21 protein-coding genes are annotated in these 24,507 nt (G+C 61.9%); 13 read left to right on the forward strand and 8 right to left on the reverse strand.

Annotated elements, in window-relative coordinates:
• Positions 1-222 precede the first annotated feature (222 nt).
• From ACOCLD_RS04300 to ACOCLD_RS04315, 4 genes are all read left to right on the forward strand, one after another.
• Positions 223-2,529, forward strand: coding sequence for an Orn/Lys/Arg decarboxylase N-terminal domain-containing protein (locus ACOCLD_RS04300; protein ID WP_422910976.1), 2,307 nt, complete (start codon positions 223-225; stop codon positions 2,527-2,529).
• Positions 2,530-2,711: 182 nt separating this feature from the next.
• Positions 2,712-5,012, forward strand: coding sequence for an Orn/Lys/Arg decarboxylase N-terminal domain-containing protein (locus tag ACOCLD_RS04305; protein WP_422910977.1), 2,301 nt, complete (start codon positions 2,712-2,714; stop codon positions 5,010-5,012).
• 74 nt (positions 5,013-5,086) lie between these two features.
• Complete coding sequence (gene potE, locus ACOCLD_RS04310) at positions 5,087-6,415, forward strand: putrescine-ornithine antiporter (RefSeq protein WP_422910978.1); 1,329 nt, start codon at positions 5,087-5,089, stop codon at positions 6,413-6,415.
• Positions 6,416-6,450: 35 nt separating this feature from the next.
• Entirely contained in the window at positions 6,451-7,356 is a 906-nt protein-coding gene (locus ACOCLD_RS04315) for an amino acid ABC transporter substrate-binding protein (RefSeq protein ID WP_422910979.1), read from the forward strand.
• A gap of 49 nt (positions 7,357-7,405) precedes the next feature.
• On the opposite strand, the gene ACOCLD_RS04320 is transcribed toward ACOCLD_RS04315, so the two are convergent.
• The 3 genes from ACOCLD_RS04320 to ACOCLD_RS04330 all read right to left on the reverse strand — a co-directional run bounded on the left by ACOCLD_RS04320 (position 7,406) and on the right by ACOCLD_RS04330 (position 10,496).
• Positions 7,406-7,861, reverse strand: a complete 456-nt coding sequence (locus ACOCLD_RS04320; protein WP_422910980.1) for an NfeD family protein — start codon at positions 7,859-7,861, stop codon at positions 7,406-7,408.
• Between the two features lie 3 nt (positions 7,862-7,864).
• Positions 7,865-8,785 carry an SPFH domain-containing protein gene (locus ACOCLD_RS04325; RefSeq protein WP_392541119.1) on the reverse strand — a complete coding sequence of 307 codons (921 nt, stop codon included), beginning with the start codon at positions 8,783-8,785 and terminating at the stop codon, positions 7,865-7,867.
• A 124-nt stretch (positions 8,786-8,909) separates the two neighbouring features.
• Positions 8,910-10,496, reverse strand: coding sequence for a L,D-transpeptidase family protein (locus ACOCLD_RS04330; RefSeq protein WP_422910981.1), 1,587 nt, complete (start codon positions 10,494-10,496; stop codon positions 8,910-8,912).
• Between the two features lie 109 nt (positions 10,497-10,605).
• Between ACOCLD_RS04330 and ACOCLD_RS04335 the strand changes: the two genes are divergently transcribed.
• A complete protein-coding gene (locus tag ACOCLD_RS04335; protein WP_422910982.1) occupies positions 10,606-11,313 on the forward strand; it encodes a murein L,D-transpeptidase catalytic domain family protein in 708 nt (235 codons plus the stop codon).
• 134 nt (positions 11,314-11,447) lie between these two features.
• Here ACOCLD_RS04335 and ACOCLD_RS04340 read toward each other — a convergent pair whose 3' ends face one another.
• Positions 11,448-13,232 (reverse strand): GspE/PulE family protein, encoded by a 1,785-nt coding sequence (locus ACOCLD_RS04340; RefSeq protein ID WP_422910983.1) that lies wholly within the window; start codon positions 13,230-13,232, stop codon positions 11,448-11,450.
• Between the two features lie 132 nt (positions 13,233-13,364).
• The gene (gene rpiA / locus ACOCLD_RS04345) at positions 13,365-14,039 is read right to left on the reverse strand and encodes a ribose-5-phosphate isomerase RpiA (protein ID WP_422910984.1); all 675 of its coding nucleotides are present in this window, start codon (positions 14,037-14,039) and stop codon (positions 13,365-13,367) included.
• Between the two features lie 290 nt (positions 14,040-14,329).
• Between rpiA and ilvA the strand changes: the two genes are divergently transcribed.
• Complete coding sequence (gene ilvA, locus ACOCLD_RS04350; RefSeq protein ID WP_422910985.1) at positions 14,330-15,844, forward strand: threonine ammonia-lyase, biosynthetic; 1,515 nt, start codon at positions 14,330-14,332, stop codon at positions 15,842-15,844.
• A gap of 26 nt (positions 15,845-15,870) precedes the next feature.
• Positions 15,871-16,311, forward strand: coding sequence for a DUF2269 family protein (locus ACOCLD_RS04355; protein ID WP_422910986.1), 441 nt, complete (start codon positions 15,871-15,873; stop codon positions 16,309-16,311).
• Positions 16,312-16,367: 56 nt separating this feature from the next.
• Here ACOCLD_RS04355 and ACOCLD_RS04360 read toward each other — a convergent pair whose 3' ends face one another.
• Positions 16,368-17,021, reverse strand: coding sequence for an HAD family hydrolase (locus ACOCLD_RS04360; protein WP_422910987.1), 654 nt, complete (start codon positions 17,019-17,021; stop codon positions 16,368-16,370).
• 155 nt (positions 17,022-17,176) lie between these two features.
• Here ACOCLD_RS04360 and ACOCLD_RS04365 point away from each other — a divergent pair, with 155 nt between their 5' ends.
• The 3 genes from ACOCLD_RS04365 to ACOCLD_RS04375 are packed head-to-tail and all read left to right on the forward strand — an operon-like array spanning position 17,177 to position 20,813.
• Positions 17,177-17,656, forward strand: a complete 480-nt coding sequence (locus ACOCLD_RS04365) for an RNA pyrophosphohydrolase (protein ID WP_257776708.1) — start codon at positions 17,177-17,179, stop codon at positions 17,654-17,656.
• An 18-nt stretch (positions 17,657-17,674) separates the two neighbouring features.
• A complete protein-coding gene (gene ptsP / locus ACOCLD_RS04370; RefSeq protein ID WP_257776710.1) occupies positions 17,675-19,954 on the forward strand; it encodes a phosphoenolpyruvate--protein phosphotransferase in 2,280 nt (759 codons plus the stop codon).
• A gap of 7 nt (positions 19,955-19,961) precedes the next feature.
• Positions 19,962-20,813, forward strand: a complete 852-nt coding sequence (locus ACOCLD_RS04375) for a DUF6929 family protein (RefSeq protein WP_422910988.1) — start codon at positions 19,962-19,964, stop codon at positions 20,811-20,813.
• Between the two features lie 27 nt (positions 20,814-20,840).
• Here the strand turns inward: ACOCLD_RS04375 and ACOCLD_RS04380 are convergent, their stop codons facing one another.
• Positions 20,841-21,587, reverse strand: coding sequence for an NRDE family protein (locus tag ACOCLD_RS04380; RefSeq protein ID WP_422910989.1), 747 nt, complete (start codon positions 21,585-21,587; stop codon positions 20,841-20,843).
• Between the two features lie 3 nt (positions 21,588-21,590).
• Positions 21,591-21,959, reverse strand: coding sequence for a hypothetical protein (locus tag ACOCLD_RS04385; protein ID WP_422910990.1), 369 nt, complete (start codon positions 21,957-21,959; stop codon positions 21,591-21,593).
• 121 nt (positions 21,960-22,080) lie between these two features.
• Between ACOCLD_RS04385 and ACOCLD_RS04390 the strand changes: the two genes are divergently transcribed.
• Genes ACOCLD_RS04390 through ACOCLD_RS04400 form a run of 3 tightly spaced genes read left to right on the forward strand, consistent with a single transcriptional unit; the run spans position 22,081 to position 24,468 of the window.
• A complete protein-coding gene (locus tag ACOCLD_RS04390) occupies positions 22,081-22,863 on the forward strand; it encodes a sulfite exporter TauE/SafE family protein (protein ID WP_422910991.1) in 783 nt (260 codons plus the stop codon).
• Between the two features lie 10 nt (positions 22,864-22,873).
• Positions 22,874-23,674, forward strand: coding sequence for a prolipoprotein diacylglyceryl transferase (lgt, locus tag ACOCLD_RS04395; RefSeq protein WP_422910992.1), 801 nt, complete (start codon positions 22,874-22,876; stop codon positions 23,672-23,674).
• Positions 23,674-24,468, forward strand: coding sequence for a thymidylate synthase (locus ACOCLD_RS04400; protein WP_422910993.1), 795 nt, complete (start codon positions 23,674-23,676; stop codon positions 24,466-24,468). The genes lgt and ACOCLD_RS04400 overlap by 1 nt, the downstream gene beginning before the upstream one ends.
• The last annotated feature ends 39 nt before the right edge of the window (positions 24,469-24,507 follow it).

Genomic DNA, 24,507 nt, shown 5'->3' on the forward strand with positions numbered 1-24,507 from the left:
TGTCGTGCCCAGTTGTTTGTTCGGTCAGAAAGTTTGCGCGGTCGGCGATGCTGGCTAGGCTGTTGATCCATGTCACACGATGTTTCGCCGCTCGGTGCATAGTGCGCCCAGCGAGAAGGCATCAATTCCCCGGTTGCTATGCACTAAAGCCCTGCACGGATAGAGGTTGCAGGGGCGGGCAGGGCGACTGCGCTTGCACCAAAGGACGATGGAGGCAGGTTGATGATTGGACGAACCAACAAACCCCTGAAAATGCGCGTGCTGATGGTCGACGATGACCTCGGCAGCCCCGCCAGCATGCGTGGGCGCGTGCTCAACGAGCTGGTCGACGAATTTGCCAGGCGCAATGCCGAGCTGATCAAGGCCACTTCCTATGAGGATGGGTTGGCGGCGGTAATGTCCGATGCAGCGCTGCATTGCATCTGCGTCGATTGGACCCTGGGCAAGAATGACGACAGCTCCCACGCCCAGGCGCTGGAGTTGCTGCGCAGCATTCGCCAGCGCAACGAAAACGTCCCGGTATTTCTGATGGCCGACCGTAATGCCAAGAAGAGCATCACGGTGGAGGCCATGGGTCTGGCCGACGAATTCGTCTGGATGCTCGAAGACACCGCGCCCTTTGTGGTCGGTCGGGTGATTGCCGCGATCAACCGCTACCTTGAGCACCTGCTGCCGCCATTCACCGATGCACTGCTGCGCTACACCATGAAGGATGAGCACTCCTGGGCCGCGCCTGGGCATCAGGGCGGGATTGCCTTTACCAAGTCGCCGGTGGGCCGGGTGTTCTTCGATTTCTTCGGGGAAAACCTGTTTCGCACCGACAGCGGTATCGAGCGCGGCAGTCTCGGTTCAGTGCTCGACCACAGCGGCCCGGTGGCAGACTCCGAAGCCTATGTAGCGCGGATCTTCGGCGCCCACGCCAGCTACTCGGTACTCAACGGCACCTCGGGTTCCAACCGGGCGATCTTTATGGCCTGCGTCGGTGAAAACCAGTTCGCCCTGTGCGACCGCAATTGCCACAAATCCATCGAACAGGGCCTGGTGCTGACTGGCGGCCTGCCGCTGTATATGACGCCGACACGCAACCGCTACGGGATTATCGGCCCACTGTTGCCCGCGCAGTTCGATGCGCAGCGCATCCAGGCTGCCATCGCCAACCATCCGCTGCGTGCCCAGGCCAAGGGCAGCAAGGTCGTGTATGCCGTGGTCACCAATTGCACCTATGACGGCATGTGCCTGCACGCCGAGCGCGCCGAGGACATGCTGGCGCAGAGCAGTGAGCGCATTCACTTCGATGAGGCCTGGTACGGTTACGCGCGCTTCAATCCGCTGTACCAGGGTCGCTACGCCATGCGTGGCGACCCTGCCAGCCACCCGGCCGACGGCCCTACGGTGTTTGCCACCCACTCGACCCACAAGCTGCTGGCGGCGCTATCGCAGTCCTCGTTTATCCATATCCGCAACGGCCGCAACCCGGTCGAGTACAGCCGCTTCAACGAGTCCTTCGTGATTCAGGCCAGTACCTCGCCGTTGTACGCGCTGTTCGCCTCCAACGAGGTGGGTGCAGCGATGATGGACGGCAACGGCGGCTATAGCCTGACCCAGGATTCGCTGCGTGAGGCGGTGGATTTCCGCCAGGCGCTGGCGCGCACCCACCGCGAGTTTGCCAGTCGTGGCGACTGGTTCTTCCAGCCATGGAACGCGCCGCAGGTCTGCGATAGCAAAACCGGCAAGATGGTTGATTTTGCTGACGCCGATGCCGAGCAACTGACCAGCGACCCCGCCTGCTGGGAGCTGGAGCCAGGCGCCGAGTGGCATGGTTTCGCTGGCCTGGAAAAAGGTTGGTGCATGCTCGACCCGATCAAGGTCGGCATCATGGTGCCGGGCATGGGCGCCGACGGCCAGCTGTTGGCGGAGGGCATCCCCGCGCCTATCCTCGGTGCCTTTCTATACCGCAACAATATCGTGCCGTCGCGCATCACCGATTTTATGGTGCTGTGCCTGTTCAGTATCGGCGTGACCAAGGGCAAGTGGGGCACGCTGATCAACGTGCTGCTGGCCTTCAAACGCCACTACGACAGCAATGCGCCGCTGCAGCGGGTGTTGCCTAATCTGCTCGTCCAGGCGCCTGAGCGCTACCGCGGCATGGGCCTGCGTGACCTCAGCAGCGAGATGTTCGAGTACATGCGCAGCAGCCGCATGGACGCCCTGCAGGCCGAGGCCTTCGGCAACCTGCCGCTGATCGAAACAACCCCGCGCGCTGCATTCCAGGCGCTGCAAACCGGCGAGGTCGAACTGTTGCCGCTGCAACAGGCGGCAGGAAGGGTTACCGGGGTTGGCATCATGCCCTATCCACCAGGCATCCCGATTGTTATGCCCGGCGAGAACCTCGGGCCGCTGGATGGCCCATGGATTCGTTATATCCAGGCCCTGCAGGATTGGGGCAAGCACTTCCCCGGTTTCGAGAAAGAGGTAGAGGGCGCCGTGCATCAGGACGGCGGTTACCACTTCTGGTGCCTCAAGCGCTAGCAGGCTGTTGAAAAACGTTGGCGAGGCAGCCAGCGCAAGGCAAAAACAGGCGAAAAAGCGGAGTTTACGAGTTGTAAATGAGCATTTTGAGTCTGTTTTTAACGCCGCGATGGCAACGCAGGTAGTTTTTCAACAGCCTGCTAAGGCTTGGCACCCATCAGGTCTATTACAAGGAGTTCATCATGAGTCATGCGAAAGTGCCGTTGCCGGCATCCCTGGCCCAGCGTTACCCGGTGCTGATTGTGGTCAACACCCTGGAGCACCCGGACAGCATCGTGCTGCGCAGCGCCGAGGCGGTTGGTCGGGCCTTGCAGCAACATGGCCTGGCGGTTGAGCGGGTCAGCTCGCTGGATGACGCGGAAATCGCCTTTCGCGCCGATCCGGCCTATTGCTGCGTCATCCTCGGCTGGGGCTTGTGTGAGGAAAACCTGCCGTTGGCGCTGCACCTGATTCAGCTGATCCGCCAGCGCACCGCACAGCTGCCGATCATGCTTGGCATGAGCCAGGCGCATCAGAGCCGCGTGCCGCTGGAGTTTGTCGAAAATATCGACGGCTTTATCTGGCAGCCGGAAGACAGCCCGGAGTTTGTCGCCGGCCGCATCGAAGCTGCTGCCCGGCGTTATCTGGACAGCATCCTGCCGCCATTTTTCGGTGCTTTGGTGAACTTCGCCGACACCCATGAATACTCCTGGCACACCCCGGGGCATACCGGCGGCACGGCCTTTATGAAGACCGCTGTGGGGCGCAGTTTTCTGGATTTTTACGGCGAGCAGATGCTGCGCTCCGACCTCAGCGTGTCGGTGGGTGAGCTGGGTTCGCTGAATGACCACTCCGGGCCGATTGCCGAGGCGGAAAAGAATGCCGCGCGGGTGTTTGGCGCCGATTACACCTTCTTCTCGGTCGGTGGCAGTTCAGCCAGCAACGAGATCGTCCTGCACTCGGCGGTCACCGATGGCGATGCGGTGCTGGTCGACCGCAACTGCCACAAGTCGCTGAACTACGCGCTGAATATGTCCGGTGCGGTGCCGCTGTACCTGCGACCACGGCGTAATGCACGCGGGCTGATCGGCCCGGTGCCGCGCAGCGAGCTGACGCCCGAGGCAGTGGCGCAGAAAATCGCTGAAAGTCCGCTGATGACCGACAAGCAGGCCCGTCCGGTACTGGCGGTGCTGACCAACTCGACCTACGACGGCCTCTGCTACAACGTGCAGACCACCACTCGCGAACTGAGCCAGAGCGTCGAGCGGATTCACTACGACGAAGCCTGGTATGCCTACGCGCGCTTCAATCCGCTGTATGAAGGCCGCTACGGCATGCACCGTGGCGAACGGCATGCCGATGACGCCACGGTGACCGTTACCCACTCGACCCACAAACTGCTGGCGGCGTTGTCGCAGGCCTCGATGATCCATATCCGTTCGGGCAAGGTGCCGGTCAAGCCGGCGCTGTTCAACGAGGCGTTCATGATGCACACCTCGACCTCGCCGCAGTACAGCATCATTGCCTCCACCGATGTGTCGGCGAAGATGATGGACGATGCCGGCGAGTACCTCACCGATGAGTCCATCGGCGAAGCCATTGCCTTCCGCCAGGCCATGGTGCGCCTGGGGAATGAGGTGCGTAAGCGCAAGCCGCAGGATTGGTGGTTTGGTGTGTGGCAACCGGATGAGGTCAACGGCGTGCCCTTTGCCGACCTCGACCCGCAGACCTTGCGCCAGGGCGATGCCTGGGTGCTTAAGCCGAACGCCAGCTGGCACGGCTTTGGCGACCTGGGCCGTGACTACTGCATGCTCGACCCGATCAAGGTCACCGTGCTGACCCCAGGGCAGACCCTGGAAGGGCAGATGGAGACCAGCGGTATTCCGGCGCCGCTGGTGTCGTCGTTCCTTGCCAGCCGTGGCATCGTGGTGGAAAAGACCGAGCCGTATTCCATCCTGCTGCTGTTCAGCCTGGGCGTAACCAAGGGCAAATGGGGCTCGCTGGTTGCCGGGCTGATGGAGTTCAAGAAGCACTACGACAGCAACGTCTCGCTGGAATTGGTGATGCCTGAGCTGGTCGCTAGCCATGGCGAGCGTTACGCCGGTATGGGCCTCAAGGACCTGGCCGACGCGATGCACCAGGACATGCTCGCCTCCAAGCTGCTGCACAACATGGACGCCGCCTTCAGCCTGCTGCCGGATGTGGTGAGTTCGCCGCGGGCGACGTTTGCCAAACTGGTGAAAGGCCAGATTGAGCAGATCGCCGTGCGTGACATGCTGGACCGCACCGTGGCCGTGCAAATCGTGCCCTATCCACCGGGCATTCCGCTGATGATGCCGGGCGAGAAGGCTGGCGCGGACAAGCAGGCGATCATCGATTACCTGCTGGCGATGGAGCTGTTCGACAGCCATTTCCCCGGTTTCGAGCACGACAACCATGGCGTCGAGATTGAGCGCGATGGTCAGGGTGGGCTGACGTACCGGGTCTATGTGGTCAAACAGTAACCCTTAGCCACTCCCGGCCGGCAGCCTTGGCTGCTGGTTGCGGCCAGTGCCACGCACAGAACAAGGAGAGGTCGATGGCTGAGTCAAGCAAGAAGATGAGCCTGGTGGGGCTCACCACCCTGGTGGCGGTCAACATGATGGGCTCGGGCATCATCATGTTGCCGTCGAGCATGGCCCAGTTGGGCGCGGTTTCGCTGCTGTCGTGGATCATCACTGCAGTCGGCTCCATGGCCATTGCCTACTGTTTCGCCCAGTGCGGCATCTACTGCCACCGCTCAGGCGGTATGTCGGCTTATACCGAGGAGGCGCACGGCAAGTCGGCGTTCTTCCTCTGTTCGTTTCTGTATTTCCTTTCGCTGGCCATCGGCAACGTGGCCATCGGTATTTCTGCGGTGGGTTATCTCACGCCGTTTTTCCCCTGGCTGGGCAGTGGCGCGATTCCGCTGTTTGTCGGCACGGTCGGGCTGATCTGGCTGACCACAGTGGCCAACTTTGGCGGCCCGCGTATCACCGGCAGAATTGGCGCGATCACTGTCTGGGGGGTGATCATTCCGGTGGCGGGGCTCAGTGTGATCGGCTGGTTCTGGTTTGACTCTGCGGTGTTGAAGGATGCCTGGAACCCGCACAGCCTGAAGATCAGCGATGCCATTGCGCAGAGTATTCCGCTGACCCTGTGGGCCTTCCTCGGCATGGAATCGGCGGCGCAGAACTCCGATGCGGTGGAAAATCCCGAGCGCAATGTGCCGCTGGCCTGCCTGTTCGGCACCCTCGGCGCGGCGGTGGTGTATGTGCTGTCGACCACGGTGATTCAGGGCATTGTGCCGAATGCCGAGCTGGCCAACTCCAGCGCGCCATTTGCCTATGTCTATGCGCAGATGTTCAACCCCTTTATTGGCAACATCATCATGGGCCTGGCTGTCATGGCCTGTATCGGCTCGCTGCTGGGCTGGCAGTTCACTTTGGCGCAAACGGCCAAGGTCACGGCGGACCAGGGCATGTTCCTCAAGCTGTTCGGCAAGGTCACGGCGGCCAATGCCCCGGTGATCGGCATGATCGTGTGCGGGGTGCTGCAAACCCTGTTGGCACTGTCGACCATCTCGCCGAATGCCAGCGCGCAGTTCAGCAAGCTGGTCAACTTGGCGGCCGTCACCAACCTGATCCCCTATGTCACGGCGCTCTCCGGCTTGCTGGTGATCATGTACAAGGCGCGGGTCAGCGCGGCGGTGTACACGCGCAACCTCGTGGTGCTGATGATGGCCATGGTCTATTGCTTCTACGCCCTGTATGCCTCGGGCAAGGATGCGGTGTTCGGCGCGATGCTGGTGCTGGCGCTGGGCTACCTGCTGTACGGCTTTATCGCCAAGCGTTTTGTCGCTGAGCAACCCGCGCCCGGTAAGGCGTAATGGCCGGTAAACCCTTTGAATCTGGGGATATGGATATGAATATTCACCTGTGTCATCCGTGCAACCTGCTGCTGGCCTGCCTCCTGGCGCTGTCGTCTGTGGCCCACGCCAATACCTTGCAGCGCATCGAAAGCAGCAACACGCTCAATCTGGGTTACATCGACGACATTGCCCCCTTCAGCAGCCTGCAGAACGGTGAAGTCGGCGGCTATGCCATTGAGCTGTGCGAGAAGGTGGTCGAACAGGTCAAAACCCAGCTGAACCTGCCTGCGCTGCAGGTGCGCTATCAGCCCGCGAAGGCGACACAGGCGCTGAGCGCCGTGCGCGACGGCTCGCTCGACCTGCTCTGCTCACCCAGTGTGGAAAGCCTCACTCAGCGTAAGCACGTCAGTTTCTCCCTGCCCATCTACACCGCCGGCCTGGCGGTATTGGTGCGCAAGGATGCGCCCGAGGCTTTGCTCAACGTGCTCAACGGTGAGGTTGCACACAGCGGACCGACTTGGCGCGCCACGGTCAATCGCGGCTTGGCCAACCACACCTACGCGGTTAAACAGGGCGAAGCCACAGAGGCCTGGGTTCGCAAGCAGCAACGCATGCTGGGGGTTGTCGCGACGGTGGTGACCGTCAGCAGTCAGGAGGAAGGTGTGCAGTTGGTGGCCGAGGGCAAGGCCGATGCGTTCTTTTCTGAACGCATGCTGCTGAAGAATTACCTGGCCAAGCGTGAGGATGCCAGTGCCATGCAGGTGCTGGAGCGAATCTACGAGTACGCCCCGGTGGCGATGGCCTTAATGCGTGGTGACGAAGACTTCCGCCTGTTGGTCGACACGGCCCTGAGCGAAGCCCAGCGCTCAGGTGAGCTGGAGAAAATCTACAGCCGCTACTTCGGTGAGCCGGGGGAGGTGGTCAAGGCGCTGTTCAAGGTTTACGCCTTGCCTGAGTGACGGGCAGCAAACCGGCACTGGGTGTTGTCCGCCAGTGCCGGTTCGCCTGTCAGGTCGCTTGCTCGGCTTCGACCCTGAGCACCACGCCGTCCTGCCCCACCACGCGCACCGGTGTGCCCGCCGGTAGATTCGGACCGCTGACCAACCACAATGAATCACCGACTTTTATCTTACCGCGCCCTTCATGGATGGCTTCATGCAGGGCAAAAGTGCGGCCGACGAATTCGCTGCCGCGCTGGTTCAGCCCCGGCTGGTCGGAAGGCTTCGCCGCACTGCGCTGACGTTGCCACCAGAACACGGCGGTGAGTATCGAAAGCAGGCCGAACAGGATGAACTGCGCCGCCCAGGGCAGGCCGGGGAAGATAAAGGTCAGCAGGCCGACGCTGGCGGCGGCCAGGCCGATCCACAGCAGATAGCCACCGGCACCGAACACTTCAAGAATCAGTAACAGGGTGCCCAGGGCCAGCCAGTTCCAGTACGACAGGTGCTGCAAGAAGTCCCACATCACTTAACCCTTCTGCTCACCGAAAGTGGCTTTGACGATTTCGCCGATACCGCCGACCGCACCAATCATCTGGCTGGCCTCCAGCGGCATCAGCACAACCTTGCTGTTATTGGCGCTGGCCAGTTGGCCGAGGGCTTCGATGTATTTCTGCGCGACGAAGTAGTTGACCGCCTGCACGTTCCCGCTGGCGATGGCCTCGGACACCATGCGCGTGGCTTCAGCTTCGGCCTGGGCGGCACGTTCGCGCGCTTCGGCTTCGAGGAACGCGGCCTGGCGCTGACCTTCGGCCTTGAGAATATCGCCCTGTTTCTGCCCTTCGGCGGTGAGGATGGCGGCAGCGCGCAGGCCTTCGGCTTCGAGAATCTGTGCGCGCTTGATCCGTTCGGCTTTCATCTGCCCGGACATGGCGGCCATCAGGTCGGCGGGCGGGCTGATGTCCTTGATCTCGATCCGGGTGATCTTGATGCCCCAGGGTGCGGTGGCTTCGTCCACGGTCTTGAGCAGACGCTCGTTGATCGCATCGCGCTGGCCGAGCATGGCGTCCAGTTCCATGGAACCGAGCACGGTACGGATATTGGTCATCACCAGGTTGCGGATGGCGTGCTCAAGGTTGTTCACCTCGTAGGCGGCCTGCGCCGCGTTGATGATCTGGAAGAAGCAGATGGCGTCGATCTGTACCGTGGCGTTGTCGGCGGTGATGACTTCCTGCGGCGGAATATCCAGCACGTTTTCCATCACGTTGAGCTTGCGGCCGATCTTGTCCATAACTGGCACGATGATGTTCAGGCCCGGTTTAAGGGTGTTGGTGTAGCGGCCGAAGCGCTCCACGGTCCACTCGAACCCTTGGGGTACAACCTTGAAACCCATAAAGACGATGGCGACGGCGAGGCCGACAAAGAGAAAAATGACGCTGCCGATTTCCATGTGATGTAGCTCCTTGGCGGGTTTTGGTCTGCGGATTGGCTGTTCAGGTATCTAAGCACAGTTGGCGTTGGCGCTGCTGTCGATGGCGTTACAGAGTGCACCGATCAACGGTCATTGTTGCCGATCAGTGCACGCTTGGCGCCAGGGCCTTGATCAGGCGCGCGTCGCGCCCATAGATGTCCGGGTAGTAGCGCAGGGCGCCGTCCTGGCTGGCTTCGACCGTCCAGTAAGCGATCAGCAGCGGCGCCGGATGCTGCAGGCGGTATTGCTGGGTTTCGCCGCTGGCGATGCGCGTTTGCACGCTGCTCAGCTCATCCGGGCTGAGCAGCCAGGCGAGCAGGGTGTCGACGGCCTCGACCCGTACGCAACCGGAGCTGAACGCACGTGGGGCTTTGCTGAACAGCTGTTGGCTGGGGGTGTCGTGCAGATAGACCGCGAATGGATTGTCGAAGCGCACGGCCACGCGGCCGAGCGGATTATGGCTGCCGGCTGACTGGCGCAGGCGAATCGCGCCTGGGTTTTCCCAGTCGATGCTATGCGGGTCGAGCAGGTTGCCGTCGCGGTCTAGCACGCTCATCTGCTGGCGTTGCAGAAAGCCGATGTCGTCGCGAATGGCCGGCAGTTTGTCTTCACGCAGGATGGTCGGCGGCACGATCCAGGTCGGGTTGAGGGTCAGCCGCACGATGCGGGAGGCGAGAAACGGCGTTTGCCGTTCGGCGCGGCCGACCTGGGTGCGGCTGCGCCAGAGCAGCTGGTTATTGCGCCGTACCTGGATTTCGGCGGCGGCGATATTGATCAGCACTTCGGCATCGCCCATTGAGCCGGCCAGCCAGCGCAGGCGTTCGAGATTGGCGCACAGTTGCTCGCGGCGCAGCTGTGCGCTGATATTCAGCTCGCTCAGGCTGGCGGGGCCGAGGATGCCATCCGGGTTAAGGCCGTGGTCGCGCTGAAAGTTCTCCAGGGCGCTTTGTGTCGCCAGATCATAGGTGCTGCCCAGTTCTTCTTGCGGTGCAGCCAGGTAGCCCTGGGCGATCAGGCGTGCGCGCAAAGCTGGCAGTCGCGCATCCTTGCCGCCGGGTTTGAGCAGTGGCCCGCTGGCCAGCGTTGCCCACGTCTGCAGTGGCTGTAGGCGTTGTTGCGCATAGGCGTTACGCAGCCGTTGGTATTGCACGGTGGCTGGCCGCGCGCCGGCAAAGGCCAGGGCTGGTGTGTGCAGGTGCAACAGGGCGAGCGACAGGGCGGCCAGTTGCGGGTCCGGGTTGGTTTGCCCTGGAGCCTGCCACAGCGGTTCCAGGCGCTGTTGCAGTAAACGACCACGGCGCAGGTGCAGCAGGGCCTGCAGGTAGCTGTGGCTGGTCAGCAGTTCGGCGCAGTCGCGCTGCTCGGCGGAGCGTTCCGCACCCAGGCTGGGCAGCGCATAGTCACTGGGCTGCAAACCATCATCAGCCAGTTGCGTCAGTTGCTCGCGCAATTGCAGCAACTGTTCGCTGCTCTGCCAGGCGGGTTGGCCGTCGCGCTGCGCATAAAAAGCCTGCAGCATGTGTTGTGCGTTCTCGTCTAGGCTTGTCGGTAACGGGCTGCAGCGCTGCGTCAACTCAGCCAGTAATGGGCGAAAATCGACGCTGCTGGCGAAGGGCGCATCGGTGGCGTTGGCGACCAATGGCAGGGTGAGCAGGGCGGCGCTCAGGTAGAGTGTGCGTTTTTTGAACAATCTACTGCTCCATTCCATGGGCTAAGAACAACTTGGCCGAAGCCAGTATAGGCGGGCCAGGGGTGGATCTTGTGACAGGACGTCCGAAGGTACTCGAGGTATTTGCGCAATGTTTGGACGTCTTGGTAGGTTCTGCCTGATCGGTTTTTGGCTTTCTTGCATGCCCTGGTCGGCGACGGCGGCAGAGCAGGATGGGCTGTTCAGGGATCTGGCGCGGATTGCCCCAGGGCTCAATCAGCAGGCGCTGCAGCATGCCCTGGCGGCCATGCAGTGTGCGGTCAATCATGGCGCTGATCCGGCGCATCGTCTCGCCGTAATCGATTATTCGCGGCCTTCCACCGAGCGGCGTTTGTGGATATTTGACCTGCAGCGCAAGCGTCTGCTGTTGCGCGATTATGTCGCCCACGGGCGCAAATCCGGGGAGAACTTTGCCGAGGTGTTCTCCAATCGCCTGGGTAGCCATCAGACCAGTCTGGGGCTGTTCCGCACGGCAGAAAGCTACCGCGGCAAACATGGCTATTCCTTGCGTATGGATGGTATGGAGCCTGGACTGAATGACCTGGCCCGTGAGCGCGCCATCGTCATCCACGGCGCGGCTTATGTCAGCCCGCGCTGGGTGCAGAAACATGGCCGCATCGGCCGTAGCCTGGGTTGCCCGGCAGTGCGCCCGGAGGTGGCGCGGATGGTGGTCGACCAGCTCAAGGGCGGGCAGTTTCTCTTTGCCTGGCACTCTAATCAACGCTTGCTGCAAGCATCGGCCTATCTGCAGTGCAAGCCGCAGCGGGTGGCGGCGCTGAGTCGTGTCGGTGAAGGCTGAGAGCCTGCTCATGATCTCGCGAGCTAGAGCCATACAAGGCGAAAACAGGCGAGGAAGCGGAGTTTACTGATGTAAATGAGCATTCCGAGCCTGTTTTCAACGCAGTAGGGCCGACGCGCAGCAGATCATTAAGGTTATTTCTGCTCGCTCTGCGGGGTCACCCGCAGCACTTCCTCGATGGTGGTCAGGCCGGCGGCAACCTTTTGCGCACCTGACAGGCGCAGGCTGCGCATACCTTCCTTGAACGCGTGTCGACGCAGTGCAATCAGGTCGGTGTCGGCTGTGATCAGCGGCTTCATCGCGTCATTGATCAGCATGATTTCATACACCCCGGCGCGGCCACGGTAGCCGGTGTCGCGGCATTCCAGGCAACCGACAGCGCGACAGGCCTGGGTCGGCAGTGGCGCGCTCCAGGGTTTGGTCAGGCTTTGCCAGCCGTCTTCGTCCAGTGTTTGTGGCGCCTTGCAGTGCGGGCACAGGGTACGCACCAGGCGTTGCGCCATCACGCCGAGCAGGGTTGCTTTGAGCAGGTAGTGCGGCACGCCCAGTTCCAGCAGGCGGGTGATGGCGCTAGGGGCATCGTTGGTGTGCAGCGTCGAGAGCACCAAGTGGCCGGTGAGTGCAGCCTGGATCGCCATCTCGGCGGTCTCCAGATCGCGGATCTCGCCGACCATGATGATGTCGGGGTCCTGCCGCATCAGCGCGCGCACGCCGCTGGCGAAGGTCAGGTCGATATTGCTCTGCACCTGCATCTGGTTGAACGCGCCCTCGATCATTTCGATCGGGTCTTCGATGGTGCAGACGTTGACCTCTTGAGTCGCCAACTGCTTGAGCGTGGTGTACAGCGTGGTGGTCTTGCCCGAGCCGGTAGGACCGGTCACCAGGATGATGCCGTTGGGCTGGCTGGTCATGCTTTGCCAACGTTTCAGGTCGTCGGCAGAGAAACCCAGCTGATCGAAGCTTTTCAGCAGCACTTCCGGGTCGAAGATCCGCATCACCATCTTCTCGCCGAAGGCGGTGGGCAGGGTCGACAGGCGCAGCTCGACTTCACCGCCGTCCGGGGTCTTGGTCTTCACCCGGCCGTCCTGCGGCTTGCGCTTTTCTGCGACATTCATCCGCCCCAGGCTTTTCAGGCGGCTGACTACCGCCATGGTCACTTGCGGCGGGAACTGATAGACGGTGTGCAGCACGCCGTCGATACGAAAACGCACGCTGCCTTGTTCGCGGCGCGGCTCGATATGGATATCACTGGCACGCTGCTGGAAAGCGTACTGGAACAGCCAGTCGACGATATTGACGATATGCGCGTCGTTGGCATCGGGCTCCTGATCCTGGGCGCCGAGATTCAGCAGTTGCTCGAAGTTGCCGGCCCCGCTGATTTTCATATCACCGGCCGATGCTCCGCTGACCGACTTGGCCAGGCGGTAGAACTCCACGGTAAAGCGCTGAATCTCTGTCGGGCTGGCCACCACGCGCTTGATTGGGCGCTTAAGCACGTGGATCAGGTTGGCTTCCCAGCTGTGTACCAGTGGTTGGCTGCTGGCGATGGTCACGCTGTCGTTGTCCACCGCCACGGCGAGAATCTTGTGGCGCTGGGCGAAGGCGTAGGACATCAAAGGGGTCACGGCCGCGACATCAATCTTCAATGGGTCAATCCGTAGGTACGGTTGTCCGGATTGTTCTGCCAGCCAGATGGTCAGGTCTTCCAGTTCAAGCTTCTTGCCGGGTTTTGTCAGGTCGTCCAGTTGCTGCGCAGCAAGAAATTCCAGTGGGTGCTGTTTATTGTTGACCGCACTGCGGCGAATCGCCAGGCATTGTTCAGCATTGTCCTGGCTGGTTCGACCCTGGGCGACCAGTTCACGCAGCAGATCAGCGAGCTCCAGTTGGCGATCATGGGCGGACGAGACGAATGCGGACATAAAACTCCCTGATGATCCTGATGACGTGTTAACGACCTGCTAAGCACTGCCGGCAGCATGACGCCAAGGGCGCGGGCTGTCTGCCGACTTGATCCATTTTTGCACAGCCGCCAGCCCTAGCCGCAGCAGACGTCAGGCGCGTTTGAGGGTTTTTACGCCCTCGGCTGTACCCAGCAGAAGCAGGTCGGCCGGGCGTGCAGCGAACAGGCCATTGGTGACCACGCCGACAATGGCGTTGATCTGGGTTTCCAGCTCCACCGGGTTGGTGATCGACAGGTTGAATACATCAAGGATGATATTGCCGTTGTCGGTCACCACGCCTTCGCGGTACACCGGATCGCCGCCGAGTTTGACCAGCTGGCGCGCCACATGGCTGCGCGCCATCGGGATCACTTCCACCGGCAGTGGGAAGGCGCCGAGCACCGGTACCAGCTTGCTGGCGTCGGCGATGCAGAGAAAGGTCTGTGCCACAGCTGCGACGATCTTCTCGCGAGTCAGGGCCGCGCCACCGCCCTTGATCAGGTTGAGGTGCTCGTCGCTCTCGTCGGCGCCGTCGACATAGAACTCCAGGTCGCTGACGGTGTTCAGCTCATACACCGGAATGCCATGGCCTTTGAGGCGTGCGGCGGTGGCTTCGGAGCTGGCCACGGCGCCGTCGAATTCCATCTTGTGCTTGGCCAGGGCATCGATAAAGCAGTTGGCGGTGGAGCCGGTGCCGACTCCGATCACACTCTTGGCGTCGAGTTTGGGAAGAATAAAGTCGACGGCAGCCTGGGCGACGGCTTGCTTGAGTTGATCCTGGTTCATCTTTAAGGCCTGGTGTGGGAGTGGTGGAAAGGCGCGAATTATAGCGCGGCTGCGCCGGCGACGTTAAAACCCTGCCTGTCAGACCGCGTGAGAGCGTAGCGAGCGAAGGTCAGGCAAGGCAAAAAGAGGCGAGGAAGCGGAGTGTGCTGTTGTACATGAGCATTCCGAGCCTGTTTTTAACGCCGCATCACCGAGCGCAGTAGCTCTCGCGTGGTCTGCTTGTATGGTCGTTCGGCGCAACGCTGGGGTAGACTCGCGGACTCCCTGAAAAACCGCCTGCGATGCCCGCCATGCTCGAACAGTACGTCAAGAAGATCCTCACCTCGCGCGTCTATGACGTGGCGGTGGAAACCCCGCTGCAAGCCGCCAACCAGCTTTCCGAGCGCCTGGGCAACCAGATTCTGCTCAAGCGCGAAGACTTGCAGCCGGTGTACTCGTTCAAGATTCGCGGCGCCTACAACAAGCTGGCGCAGCTCTCCGCAGAAGAGCAGGCGCGTGGCGTGGTCACTGCATCGGCCGGCAACCATGCCCAGGGCCTGGCGCTGGCGGCCAAGGTGCTGGGGGTCAAGGCGACCATCGTGATGCCCAAGACCACCCCGGAGATCAAGGTGCAAGGTGTGCGCTCGCGCGGCGGCAAAGTGGTGCTGCATGGCGACAGTTTTCCCGAAGCGCTGGCTTATTCGCTGAAACTGGTGGACGAGAAGGGCTACATCTATATCCACCCCTACGATGATCCGCACACCATCGCCGGCCAGGGCACCGTGGCCATGGAAATCCTCCGTCAGCAGCCGGGCGCCATCGACGCGATCTTCGTCCCGGTGGGCGGCGGCGGGCTGATCGCGGGTATCGCCGCCTACGTCAAATACCTGCGCCCGGAAATCAAGGTCATCGGTGTCGAACCGGACGATTCCAACTGCCTGCAGGCCGCCATGGCCGCTGGCGAGCGCGTGGTATTGCCGCAGGTCGGGCTGTTTGCCGATGGTGTGGCGGTGGCGCAGATCGGTCAGCACACCTTCGATGTGTGCAAGGACCATGTTGACGAGGTGATTACCGTCAGTACCGACGAGATTTGTGCGGCGATCAAGGATATCTACGACGACACCCGTTCGATCACCGAGCCGGCCGGCGCGCTGAGCGTGGCCGGGATCAAGAAGTATGTGGAGCGCGAAGGCTGTAGCGGCCAGGTGCTGGTGGGTATCGACTCGGGCGCCAACGTCAACTTCGATCGTCTGCGCCACGTTGCTGAGCGCGCCGAACTGGGCGAGAAGCGCGAGGCGATCATCGCCGTGACCATCCCCGAGCAGCCAGGAAGCTTCAAAGCGTTCTGCGAGGCCATCGGCAAGCGGCAGATCACCGAGTTCAACTACCGCTATCACGAGGACAAGGAAGCGCACATCTTCGTCGGCGTGCAGACCCACCCGGACAGCGACCCGCGTGCGGCGCTGGTGCAGGGCCTGCGTGACCAGGGCTTCCCGGTGCTGGACCTGACTGACAACGAACTGGCCAAACTGCATATCCGCCATATGGTCGGCGGTCATGCCGCGGCGGTGCCGGATGAGTGTGTGTACCGTTTCGAGTTTCCTGAGCGTCCGGGCGCGCTGTTCAATTTCTTACAGAAATTAGGTGGGCGCTGGAATATCTCGATGTTCCACTATCGCAACCACGGCGCGGCCGATGGTCGCGTGGTCGCGGGTCTGCAAGTGCCGCACGCGGAGCGCCATCTTGTGCCAGCGGCGCTGGAAGCCATCGGTTATCCCTATTGGGATGAGAGCGATAATCCGGCGTACAAACTCTTTCTTGGATAAGCCGGAAACCCGGTAGGACTGAATCGATGGAACACTACCCGCTGCTGAAAATGTTGCACATGCTGCCTGGCATTCTCCTGCTGGTTGGCGTGCCCGTGCACCTGTTTATGCTCTGGAAGGCCTCACGCAGCGGCGATAACGCTGTGCTGCAGCGCAAGCTCAAGCGCACTCGGCTGATCAGTCTGCCGGTGCTTGGCCTTTTGGCTCTGAGCCTGCCGGTCACCGGTTGGTTGCTGGTTGATCTTGTCGGTTGGCCGCTGAGTCAGACCTGGTTGCTGTTGAGTAGTGTGCTGTTCGCTGTGTTGATGCTGATCGGACTGTTGTTGGCGGGCCGTCTGGGTGCCTGGCAAGCACTGAATGGTGCACCGGCACCCAAGCGTTTGCTGGGTTTCTGCGCGACCTATGCTGGCCTGATTATGTTGCTGTTGCTGGTCATCATGGGCCTGATGGGCGCCAAACCGGCCTGATCAACACCTCAACAAAAACGCCGCCTGATCAGGCGGCGTTTTTATTTGTAGTCAGTTTAGCGCAGCGAGATCACCGGCCAGCCGCGTTGTTCGGCTTCGGCGCGCAGCTTCGGGTCCGGGTCGACAGCGAAGGGGTGGGTGACTTGCTCCAGCAGCGGCAGGTCGTTCATTGAGTCACTGTAGAAGTAGCTGTCGTTGAGGTTGAGGCCGCTTTCCGCCAGCCAGCGGTTCAGGCGGGTGACCTTACCTTCCTTGAAGCACGGCACATCGGTGGTACGCCCGGTGTAGCGGCCGTCGGCCATTTCACACTCGGTGGCCAGCAGGGTGTCGACGCCCAGGCGTGCGGCAATCGGCGCGGTGACGAAGCGGTTGGTGGCGGTGATGATCAGCAGCTTGTCGCCGGCCTCGCGGTGTTCGGCGAGCAGGGCTTCGCCCTTGGCGAGGATGATCGGCTCGACGCAATCGCGCATAAACTCGCGGTGCCACTGCGCCAACTGGGCCATTTCCGTGCGGCCGAGGATTTCCAGGCTGAAATTCAGGTAGTCGGTGATGTTTAGGCGGCCCGCCAGGTAGTCCTGATAAAAGTCATCGTTACGCGCCTTGTAGGCGATACCGTCGAGGATGCCGCGCTCACACAGGTAATCGCCCCAGGCGTGGTCGCTGTCGCCACCGAGCAGGGTGTTGTCGAGATCGAATAAAGCCAAACGCACGGGAGCACCTTTAATTGCCAGCCACGAAAGGCGCTCAGAATAACGGCTTTTATAGGTCAATCCTATTACGCGGGACGCTCGCGTTGCTGCTGCCGCGGCCTTTGTGGAACAATGCCGGCATGTCTTAAAGTCAGGCGTTTACGAGGTTGTGTGCCGTGATCGATTCCGATGGTTTTCGCCCCAATGTCGGCATCATTCTGACCAATGATGTTGGCCAGGTGCTGTGGGCGCGTCGGATAAACCAGGACGCCTGGCAGTTCCCACAAGGTGGGATCAATGACCATGAGTCGCCGGAAGAGGCGCTGTACCGCGAATTGAACGAAGAAGTGGGCCTGGAGCAGCAGGATGTGAAAATTCTCGCCTGCACCCGGGGCTGGTTGCGTTATCGTCTGCCTCAGCGTCTGGTGCGCACGCACAGCCAACCGCTGTGCATTGGGCAGAAACAGAAGTGGTTCCTTCTGCGTTTGACTGGCGATGAGAACCGCGTGCGTATGGATCTGACCGGCAAGCCGGAATTCGACGGCTGGCGCTGGGTCAGTTACTGGTATCCGCTGGGCCAGGTGGTGACATTCAAGCGCGAGGTTTACCGTCGCGCCCTCAAGGAACTCGCTCCGCGCCTTCTGGCGCGGGACTGACAACAGGCTGAGCCAAGCATGCTCAATACGCTGCGCAAGATTGTCCAGGAAGTAAATGCCGCCAAGGACCTCAAGGCAGCGCTGGGCATTATCGTGCAGCGGGTGCGCGATGCGATGGGCAGCCAGGTCTGCTCGGTCTACCTGCTTGACCCGGAAAGCAATCGCTTCGTGCTGATGGCCACCGAAGGCTTGAACAAGAAAGCCATCGGCAAGGTCAGCATGGCGCCCAACGAGGGCCTGGTCGGTCTGGTCGGCACTCGTGAAGAGCCGCTCAACCTCGAACACGCCTCCGAACACCCGCGCTACCGCTACTTTGCCGAAACCGGCGAGGAGCGTTACGCCTCCTTCCTTGGTGCGCCGATCATCCACCACCGCAAGGTGATGGGCGTACTGGTCATTCAGCAGAAAGAACAGCGCCAGTTCGATGAGGGCGAAGAAGCCTTCCTGGTCACCATGAGCGCGCAGCTCGCCGGGGTTATCGCCCACGCCGAGGCCACCGGCTCGATCCGCGGTCTGGGCCGGCAGGGCAAGGGTATTCAAGAAGCCAAGTTTATCGGTGTGCCCGGCTCACCAGGCGCCGCCGTGGGCACTGCCGTGGTGGTCTTGCCGCCGGCGGATCTGGACGTGGTGCCGGACAAGACGGTCGATGACATCGCCGCCGAACTGACCCTGTTCAACAATGCCCTGGAAGGTGTGCGTGCCGATATGCGCGCACTGTCGGCGAAGATGGCCACCCAGCTGCGCCCAGAAGAGCGCGCATTGTTCGATGTCTACCTGATGATGCTGGAAGACGCCGCCCTGGGTAACGAGGTGGTCAAGGTTATCCGTACCGGGCAGTGGGCCCAGGGCGCGTTGCGTCATGTGGTCAGTGAGCACGTCAATCGCTTCGAGTTGATGGACGATGCCTACCTGCGCGAACGCGCCAGTGACGTCAAAGACCTGGGTCGGCGCTTGCTGGCTTACCTGCAACAGGCGCGTCAGCAGACCCTGGTCTATCCGGACAACTGCATTCTGGTCAGCGAAGAGCTGTCGCCAGCGATGCTTGGCGAGGTGCCGGAAGGCAAGCTGGTCGGCCTGGTCTCGGTGCAGGGCTCGGGCAACTCGCATGTGGCAATTTTCGCCCGGGCCATGGGTATCCCCACGGTCATGGGTGTGGTTGACCTGCCGTACTCGAAGATCGACGGCATCCAGCTGATCGTCGACGGTTACCACGGTGAAGTGTTCACCAACCCCAGCGAAGTGCTGCGCAAGCAGTACAGCGATGTAGTCGAGGAAGAGCGGCAGTTGGCGCAGGGGCTCGATGCGTTGCGCGCCTTGCCCTGCGAGACCCTGGATGGCCACCGTATGCCACTGTGGGTCAACACCGGTTTGCTCGCTGATGTGAAACGTGCCCAGGAGCGCGGCGCCGAAGGTGTCGGCCTGTACCGCACCGAAGTGCCGTTTATGATCAACGAGCGTTTCCCTAGCGAGAAGGAGCAACTGGCGACCTATCGCGAGCAGTTGCAGGCTTTCCACCCGCTGCCGGTGACCATGCGCACCCTGGACATTGGCGGCGACAAGGCGCTGAGCTATTTCCCGATCAAGGAAGACAACCCCTTCCTTGGCTGGCGCGGTATCCGCGTGACGCTCGACCACCCGGAAATCTTCCTGGTGCAGGCGCGTGCCATGCTCAAGGCCAGCGAGGGGCTGAACAACCTGCGCATCCTGCTGCCGATGATTTCCGGCATTCAGGAACTGGAAGAAGCGCTGCACCTGATTCATCGCGCTTGGGGCGAGGTGCGCGATGAAGGCACTGATGTGCCGCTGCCTCCCATTGGGGTGATGATCGAGATTCCCGCGGCGGTCTATCAGGTGCGCGAGCTGGCACGCCAGGTCGACTTCCTCTCGGTCGGCTCGAATGACCTGACCCAATACCTGTTGGCTGTTGACCGTAACAACCCGCGCGTCGCTGATCTTTACGACTTCCTCCACCCGGCTGTGCTGCAAGCGCTGCGCATCGTGGTGGCCGGCGCCCATGCTGAAGGCAAGCCGGTAAGCATCTGCGGTGAGATGGCTGGTGACCCGGCGTGCGCCGTGCTGCTGATGGCCATGGGCTTTGACGGCCTGTCGATGAACGCCACCAACCTGCCCAAGGTCAAATGGTTGCTGCGTCAGCTCAGCCTGGGCAAGGCCCAGGAATTGCTGAGCCAGGTCATGAGCATCGACAACCCGCAGGTGATTCACAGCACCCTGCAGCTGGCCCTGCGCAACCTCGGCCTGGGCCGCATGATCAACCCAGCGTCGGATATTCAGGCCTGAGTGCCGCGTGCTGAGCCTCACCGATAGCCTGCCACTGCACCCGTTGGCGACCCTGCGCCTGTCGGCAGCCAGTGCGCTGGTCTGCCGCGGCGAACAGTTCTGGGTATTGGCCGATGACGCGCTGACGTTACAGCGCTATGACCTCGCTGGCGCCTGGCAAGCTGAGCTGCAGTTGTTGCCGGGAGAACTGCCGACTGACCCGCAGCAGCGCAAAGCCCAGAAGCCTGATTTTGAAGCCTTGCTGCACCTGCCTGACGGGCGCCTGTTGGCGCTCGGCTCGGGCTCGACGGCGGCGCGCTGTCGCGCCTGCCTGGTGTCTGGTGAGCAGGTGCAGGTGATTAATCTGCAGCCCCTGTATCAGGTGTTGGGCGCGCATTTCCAGGCGCTGAATATCGAAGGCGCGCTGGTCTATCAGGGTCAGTTGTTGCTGGCGCAGCGCGGCAATGGGCGCGGCCGCGAGAATGCCCTGGTATGCCTCGAGCTGACGGCGGTACTGGCTGATCTGGCGCGTGGCCAGCTGACGGCTGTCGGTCTGCAGCAGATCGTGCCGCTAGTGCTGCCTGAGCTGGATGGCGTAGCCCTGAGCCTCACCGACCTGGCTTTGAGCCCAGGCGGGGTGCTGTATTTCAGTGCCACGGCTGAGGATACGGACTCCAGCTATCGCGATGGCGCTTGCCTTGGCAGCGTGCTGGGTCGCTTGGATCAACAGTGGGCCATCAACCAACTGCTGTGCCTGCAACCGGTGGTGAAGATCGAGGGGCTGGCCTTTCAGGCCGAGGGTCGCCTGTTGCTAGTGACCGATGCGGATGATCCAACCGTAGCGGCACCGTTGTTTAGCCTTGATCTGCCGGCCGAGTGACCTGTCTGGCGGGCGGATAGCCCGTTATCAGCAGTACAGTTCCACCTCTCCCAGAAGACTGCCCTCGGGGCCAAAGCTGCGTTCGTACAGGTGGCGGCTGCCATCGGCGTTGACGATCAGCGCGGTGCTGGCGCGTGTGCCGTATGCCGGGCTGGCGATAAAGATGCTCGACAGCAGGCGCTCGCTGGGCAAACCGATACCGGTGTCGGGCAGGTCGGCATCGGCGGCTGGAGTGGGGTCGGCCAGCAGGTGCAGCAGGCGATCCGGTTGTGCGTCGGGAAGTGCGTTGTGCAGGGCCTGGGTAAGCCGCTGCAGCTTGGGCCAGGGCGTGTTCAGGTCGGCATTGGATAAACCATGGACACCTGGGCTGAGCAGGGTGGTGTGGCCGGAGCGCGAGTTGAAATGGCAAAGCTGCTGGCCGTCGCCCAGCAGCAGGTTGAAGCCGCTGTAGTGCTGGCGCTCTGTGCGTAGCTGCTCAAGGAAATCCTCGGTACTCAGGGCGCTGGTGAGAAAGGCCGCCGGCAGTTCGCCCCGCGAGCGAGCGCCCTGCGGCAGGCTGAGGTCGCGGATGTTGGTCAGAGCAGCAAAGCGCCCGCCAGGGCCGATGCCCAGCCAGGTGCCGCCAGCCTGCAAGTCACGCCCGGCAAACAGTCCAGGGCTTTGCGGCCACTCGGCCAAAGCCTGACTGGGGCGGGCATAGAATTCATCACGGTTGGCCGCTACCAGCAGCGGTTGGGCGTGGCCGGGGCGCCAGGCCAGGGCAATCAGGCACATGCTTCAGCCGCGCAGCTTGGCGATGACGCCAGCGCTGTCCAGTTCCGCGCCCAGGTGCAAGCGCACTTTGCGCGCACCGCCGCCCAGGCCGAGTTCCAGCAGAATGCGTTCTTCGACCTGTGACAGGCCGCCTTCAAGGTGCTCCAGTGGCTGAATCAACAGCTGCGGAGGCCGGCTCAGGCGCAGGAAACGATGCGGTAACAACTCCGCGATGCCACGCTGCAACAGCTGCTGCGCCGCCGCAAAGTCCGCCACCAGCAGGCGCTGATTGCTGAAGGCCGGATCGGCCTGCAGATGCAGTTCGCGGCCGCTTTGCAGGTGGCTAAGGTGCATCTGGTTGCAGCTCAGCTTGAGGTACAGGGTTGGGCGCACAGGGTTCTATTCCAGGAGCAGTCCCGGCACTTTACGCAAAGCCCAGGCTTACATCCATCGCCCAAAGTAGAGTCCGGAGCGCTGCATCCGTTACCATGCCGGATTGTTTGCGGGGGTGCTGATGGAACTGCTGCTGTATTTGATTTTGGGCGCTGCCGCTGGAACCCTGGCCGGGCTGTTTGGCGTAGGTGGCGGCATTATCATCGTGCCGGTGCTGGTGCTGAGTTTTGCCGCGCAGGGCTTTGATCCAGCGGTTCTGACGCATCTGGCAGTGGGCACCTCGCTGGCCACCATAATCTTCACCTCGATCAACTCGGTGCTCGAGCATCAGCGTAAAGGCGCCGTACTGTGGCCGGTATTTGCCTGGATGACCCTGGGCATTCTGCTCGGCGCAGGGCTTGGCGCGGTGACCGCCGCGGCGATTCAGGGGCCGCTGTTGCAGAAGATCATCGGCGTGTTCGCGATCATTATTGCCGTGCAAATGGCCCTGGAACTGAAACCCAAAGCCAGCCGCACTGTCCCAGGCAAGCCAGGGTTGACGGTGGCGGGTGTAGTGATTGGCTGGGCGTCGGCGATTTTCGGGATTGGCGGTGGTTCGCTGACTGTGCCGTTTCTGACCTGGCGCAGTGTGGCGATGCAGCAGGCGGTGGCTACTTCTTCGGCTTGCGGCCTGCCGATTGCGATCGCCAGTGCCCTGAGTTTTATTTGGCTGGGCTGGGATAAACCCGCGCTGCCGGAGTGGAGTCTGGGTTTCGTCTACCTGCCGGCGCTGGTCGGTATTGCCATCCCCAGCATGTACTTTGCCCGTGTCGGCGCACGTCTGGCGCACAAACTGTCGCCGCGCCTGCTCAAGCGTCTGTTTGCCCTGCTGCTATTTAGCGTGGGCTTAAGTTTCCTGATCTAAGGAGTTTTTGATGCTGCCTTACCCGCAGATCGACCCGGTTGCACTGGCCCTTGGCCCGCTGAAAATCCACTGGTACGGCCTGATGTACCTGATCGGCATCGGTGGTGCCTGGTGGCTGGCCTCACGCCGGTTGGCGCGCTTCGATGCGGCCTGGAACAAGGAGAAGCTCTCCGACCTGGTGTTCTGGGTCGCCATGGGCGTGATCCTCGGTGGCCGTCTGGGTTATGTGTTGTTCTACGATCTGGCCGCCTATATCGCCGAGCCGGCACGCATGCTGCGCATCTGGGAAGGCGGCATGTCGTTCCACGGCGGGTTGATCGGCGTAATGCTGGCCACCTGGTGGTTCGGCAAACGCAATAACAAGAGTTTCTTCGAGCTGATGGACTTTATCGCGCCGCTGGTGCCGATCGGCCTGGGCGCCGGGCGTATCGGCAACTTTATCAACGCCGAACTCTGGGGCAAGGCCACCGACGTGCCGTGGGCGATGATCTTCCCCACCGATCCGCAGCAACTGGCGCGCCACCCCTCGCAGCTGTACCAGTTTGCCCTGGAGGGCGTAGCGCTGTTCACCATCCTCTGGTTCTACTCGCGCAATCCGCGCCCGACCATGGCGGTGTCCGGCATGTTCGCCCTGTGCTACGGGATCTTCCGCTTTATCGTCGAGTTCGTCCGCGTGCCGGATGCCCAGCTCGGTTACCTGGCTGGCGGCTGGTTGACCATGGGGCAGATCCTCTGCCTGCCGATGATCCTTGGTGGCCTGGGTCTGATCGCCTACGCCTACAAACGCCAGGCTGCACAGGAGGCCGTGTAATGCAGCAGTACCTCGACCTGATGCGCCTGGTGCGCGAGACCGGCACCTTCAAGCAGGATCGCACCGGCACCGGCACCTACAGCATTTTCGCTCACCAGATGCGCTTCAATCTGGCCGACGGTTTCCCGCTGGTGACCACCAAGAAGTGCCACCTGAAATCGATCATCCATGAGCTGCTGTGGTTCCTCCAGGGCGACACCAACATCAAGTACCTGAAGGATAACGGTGTGCGCATCTGGGACGAGTGGGCCGACGAGAACGGCGACCTCGGCCCGGTGTACGGTTACCAGTGGCGCAGCTGGCCGGCGCCGAACGGCGAGTCGATCGATCAGATCAGTAAGCTGATCGAGATGATCAAGCAGAACCCGGACTCGCGCCGCCTGATCGTCTCGGCCTGGAACCCGGCGCTGGTCGAGCAGATGGCCCTGCCGCCGTGTCATGCGCTGTTCCAGTTCTACGTGGCAGACGGCAAGTTGAGCTGCCAGCTCTACCAGCGCTCGGCGGACATCTTCCTGGGCGTGCCGTTCAATATCGCCAGTTATGCGCTGCTGACGCTCATGGTGGCTCAGGTCTGCGGCCTGCAGCCTGGAGATTTCATCTGGACCGGCGGCGACTGTCACCTTTACGCCAACCATATCGAGCAGGCCGATCTGCAACTCTCACGCGAGCCGCTGCCGCTGCCGGTGATGAAGCTCAACCCCGAGGTGAAGGACCTGCTGGCGTTCAAGTTCGAGGACTTCGAGCTGGTTGGTTACCAAGCCCATCCGCATATCCCGGCGCCTGTCGCGGTCTAATCTGCGCTGTTTGATTCGCGTCTAAAGCCTCTCCCACGG

The organism is Pseudomonas cimarronensis (assembly GCF_049331905.1).
Taxonomy (GTDB): domain Bacteria; phylum Pseudomonadota; class Gammaproteobacteria; order Pseudomonadales; family Pseudomonadaceae; genus Aquipseudomonas.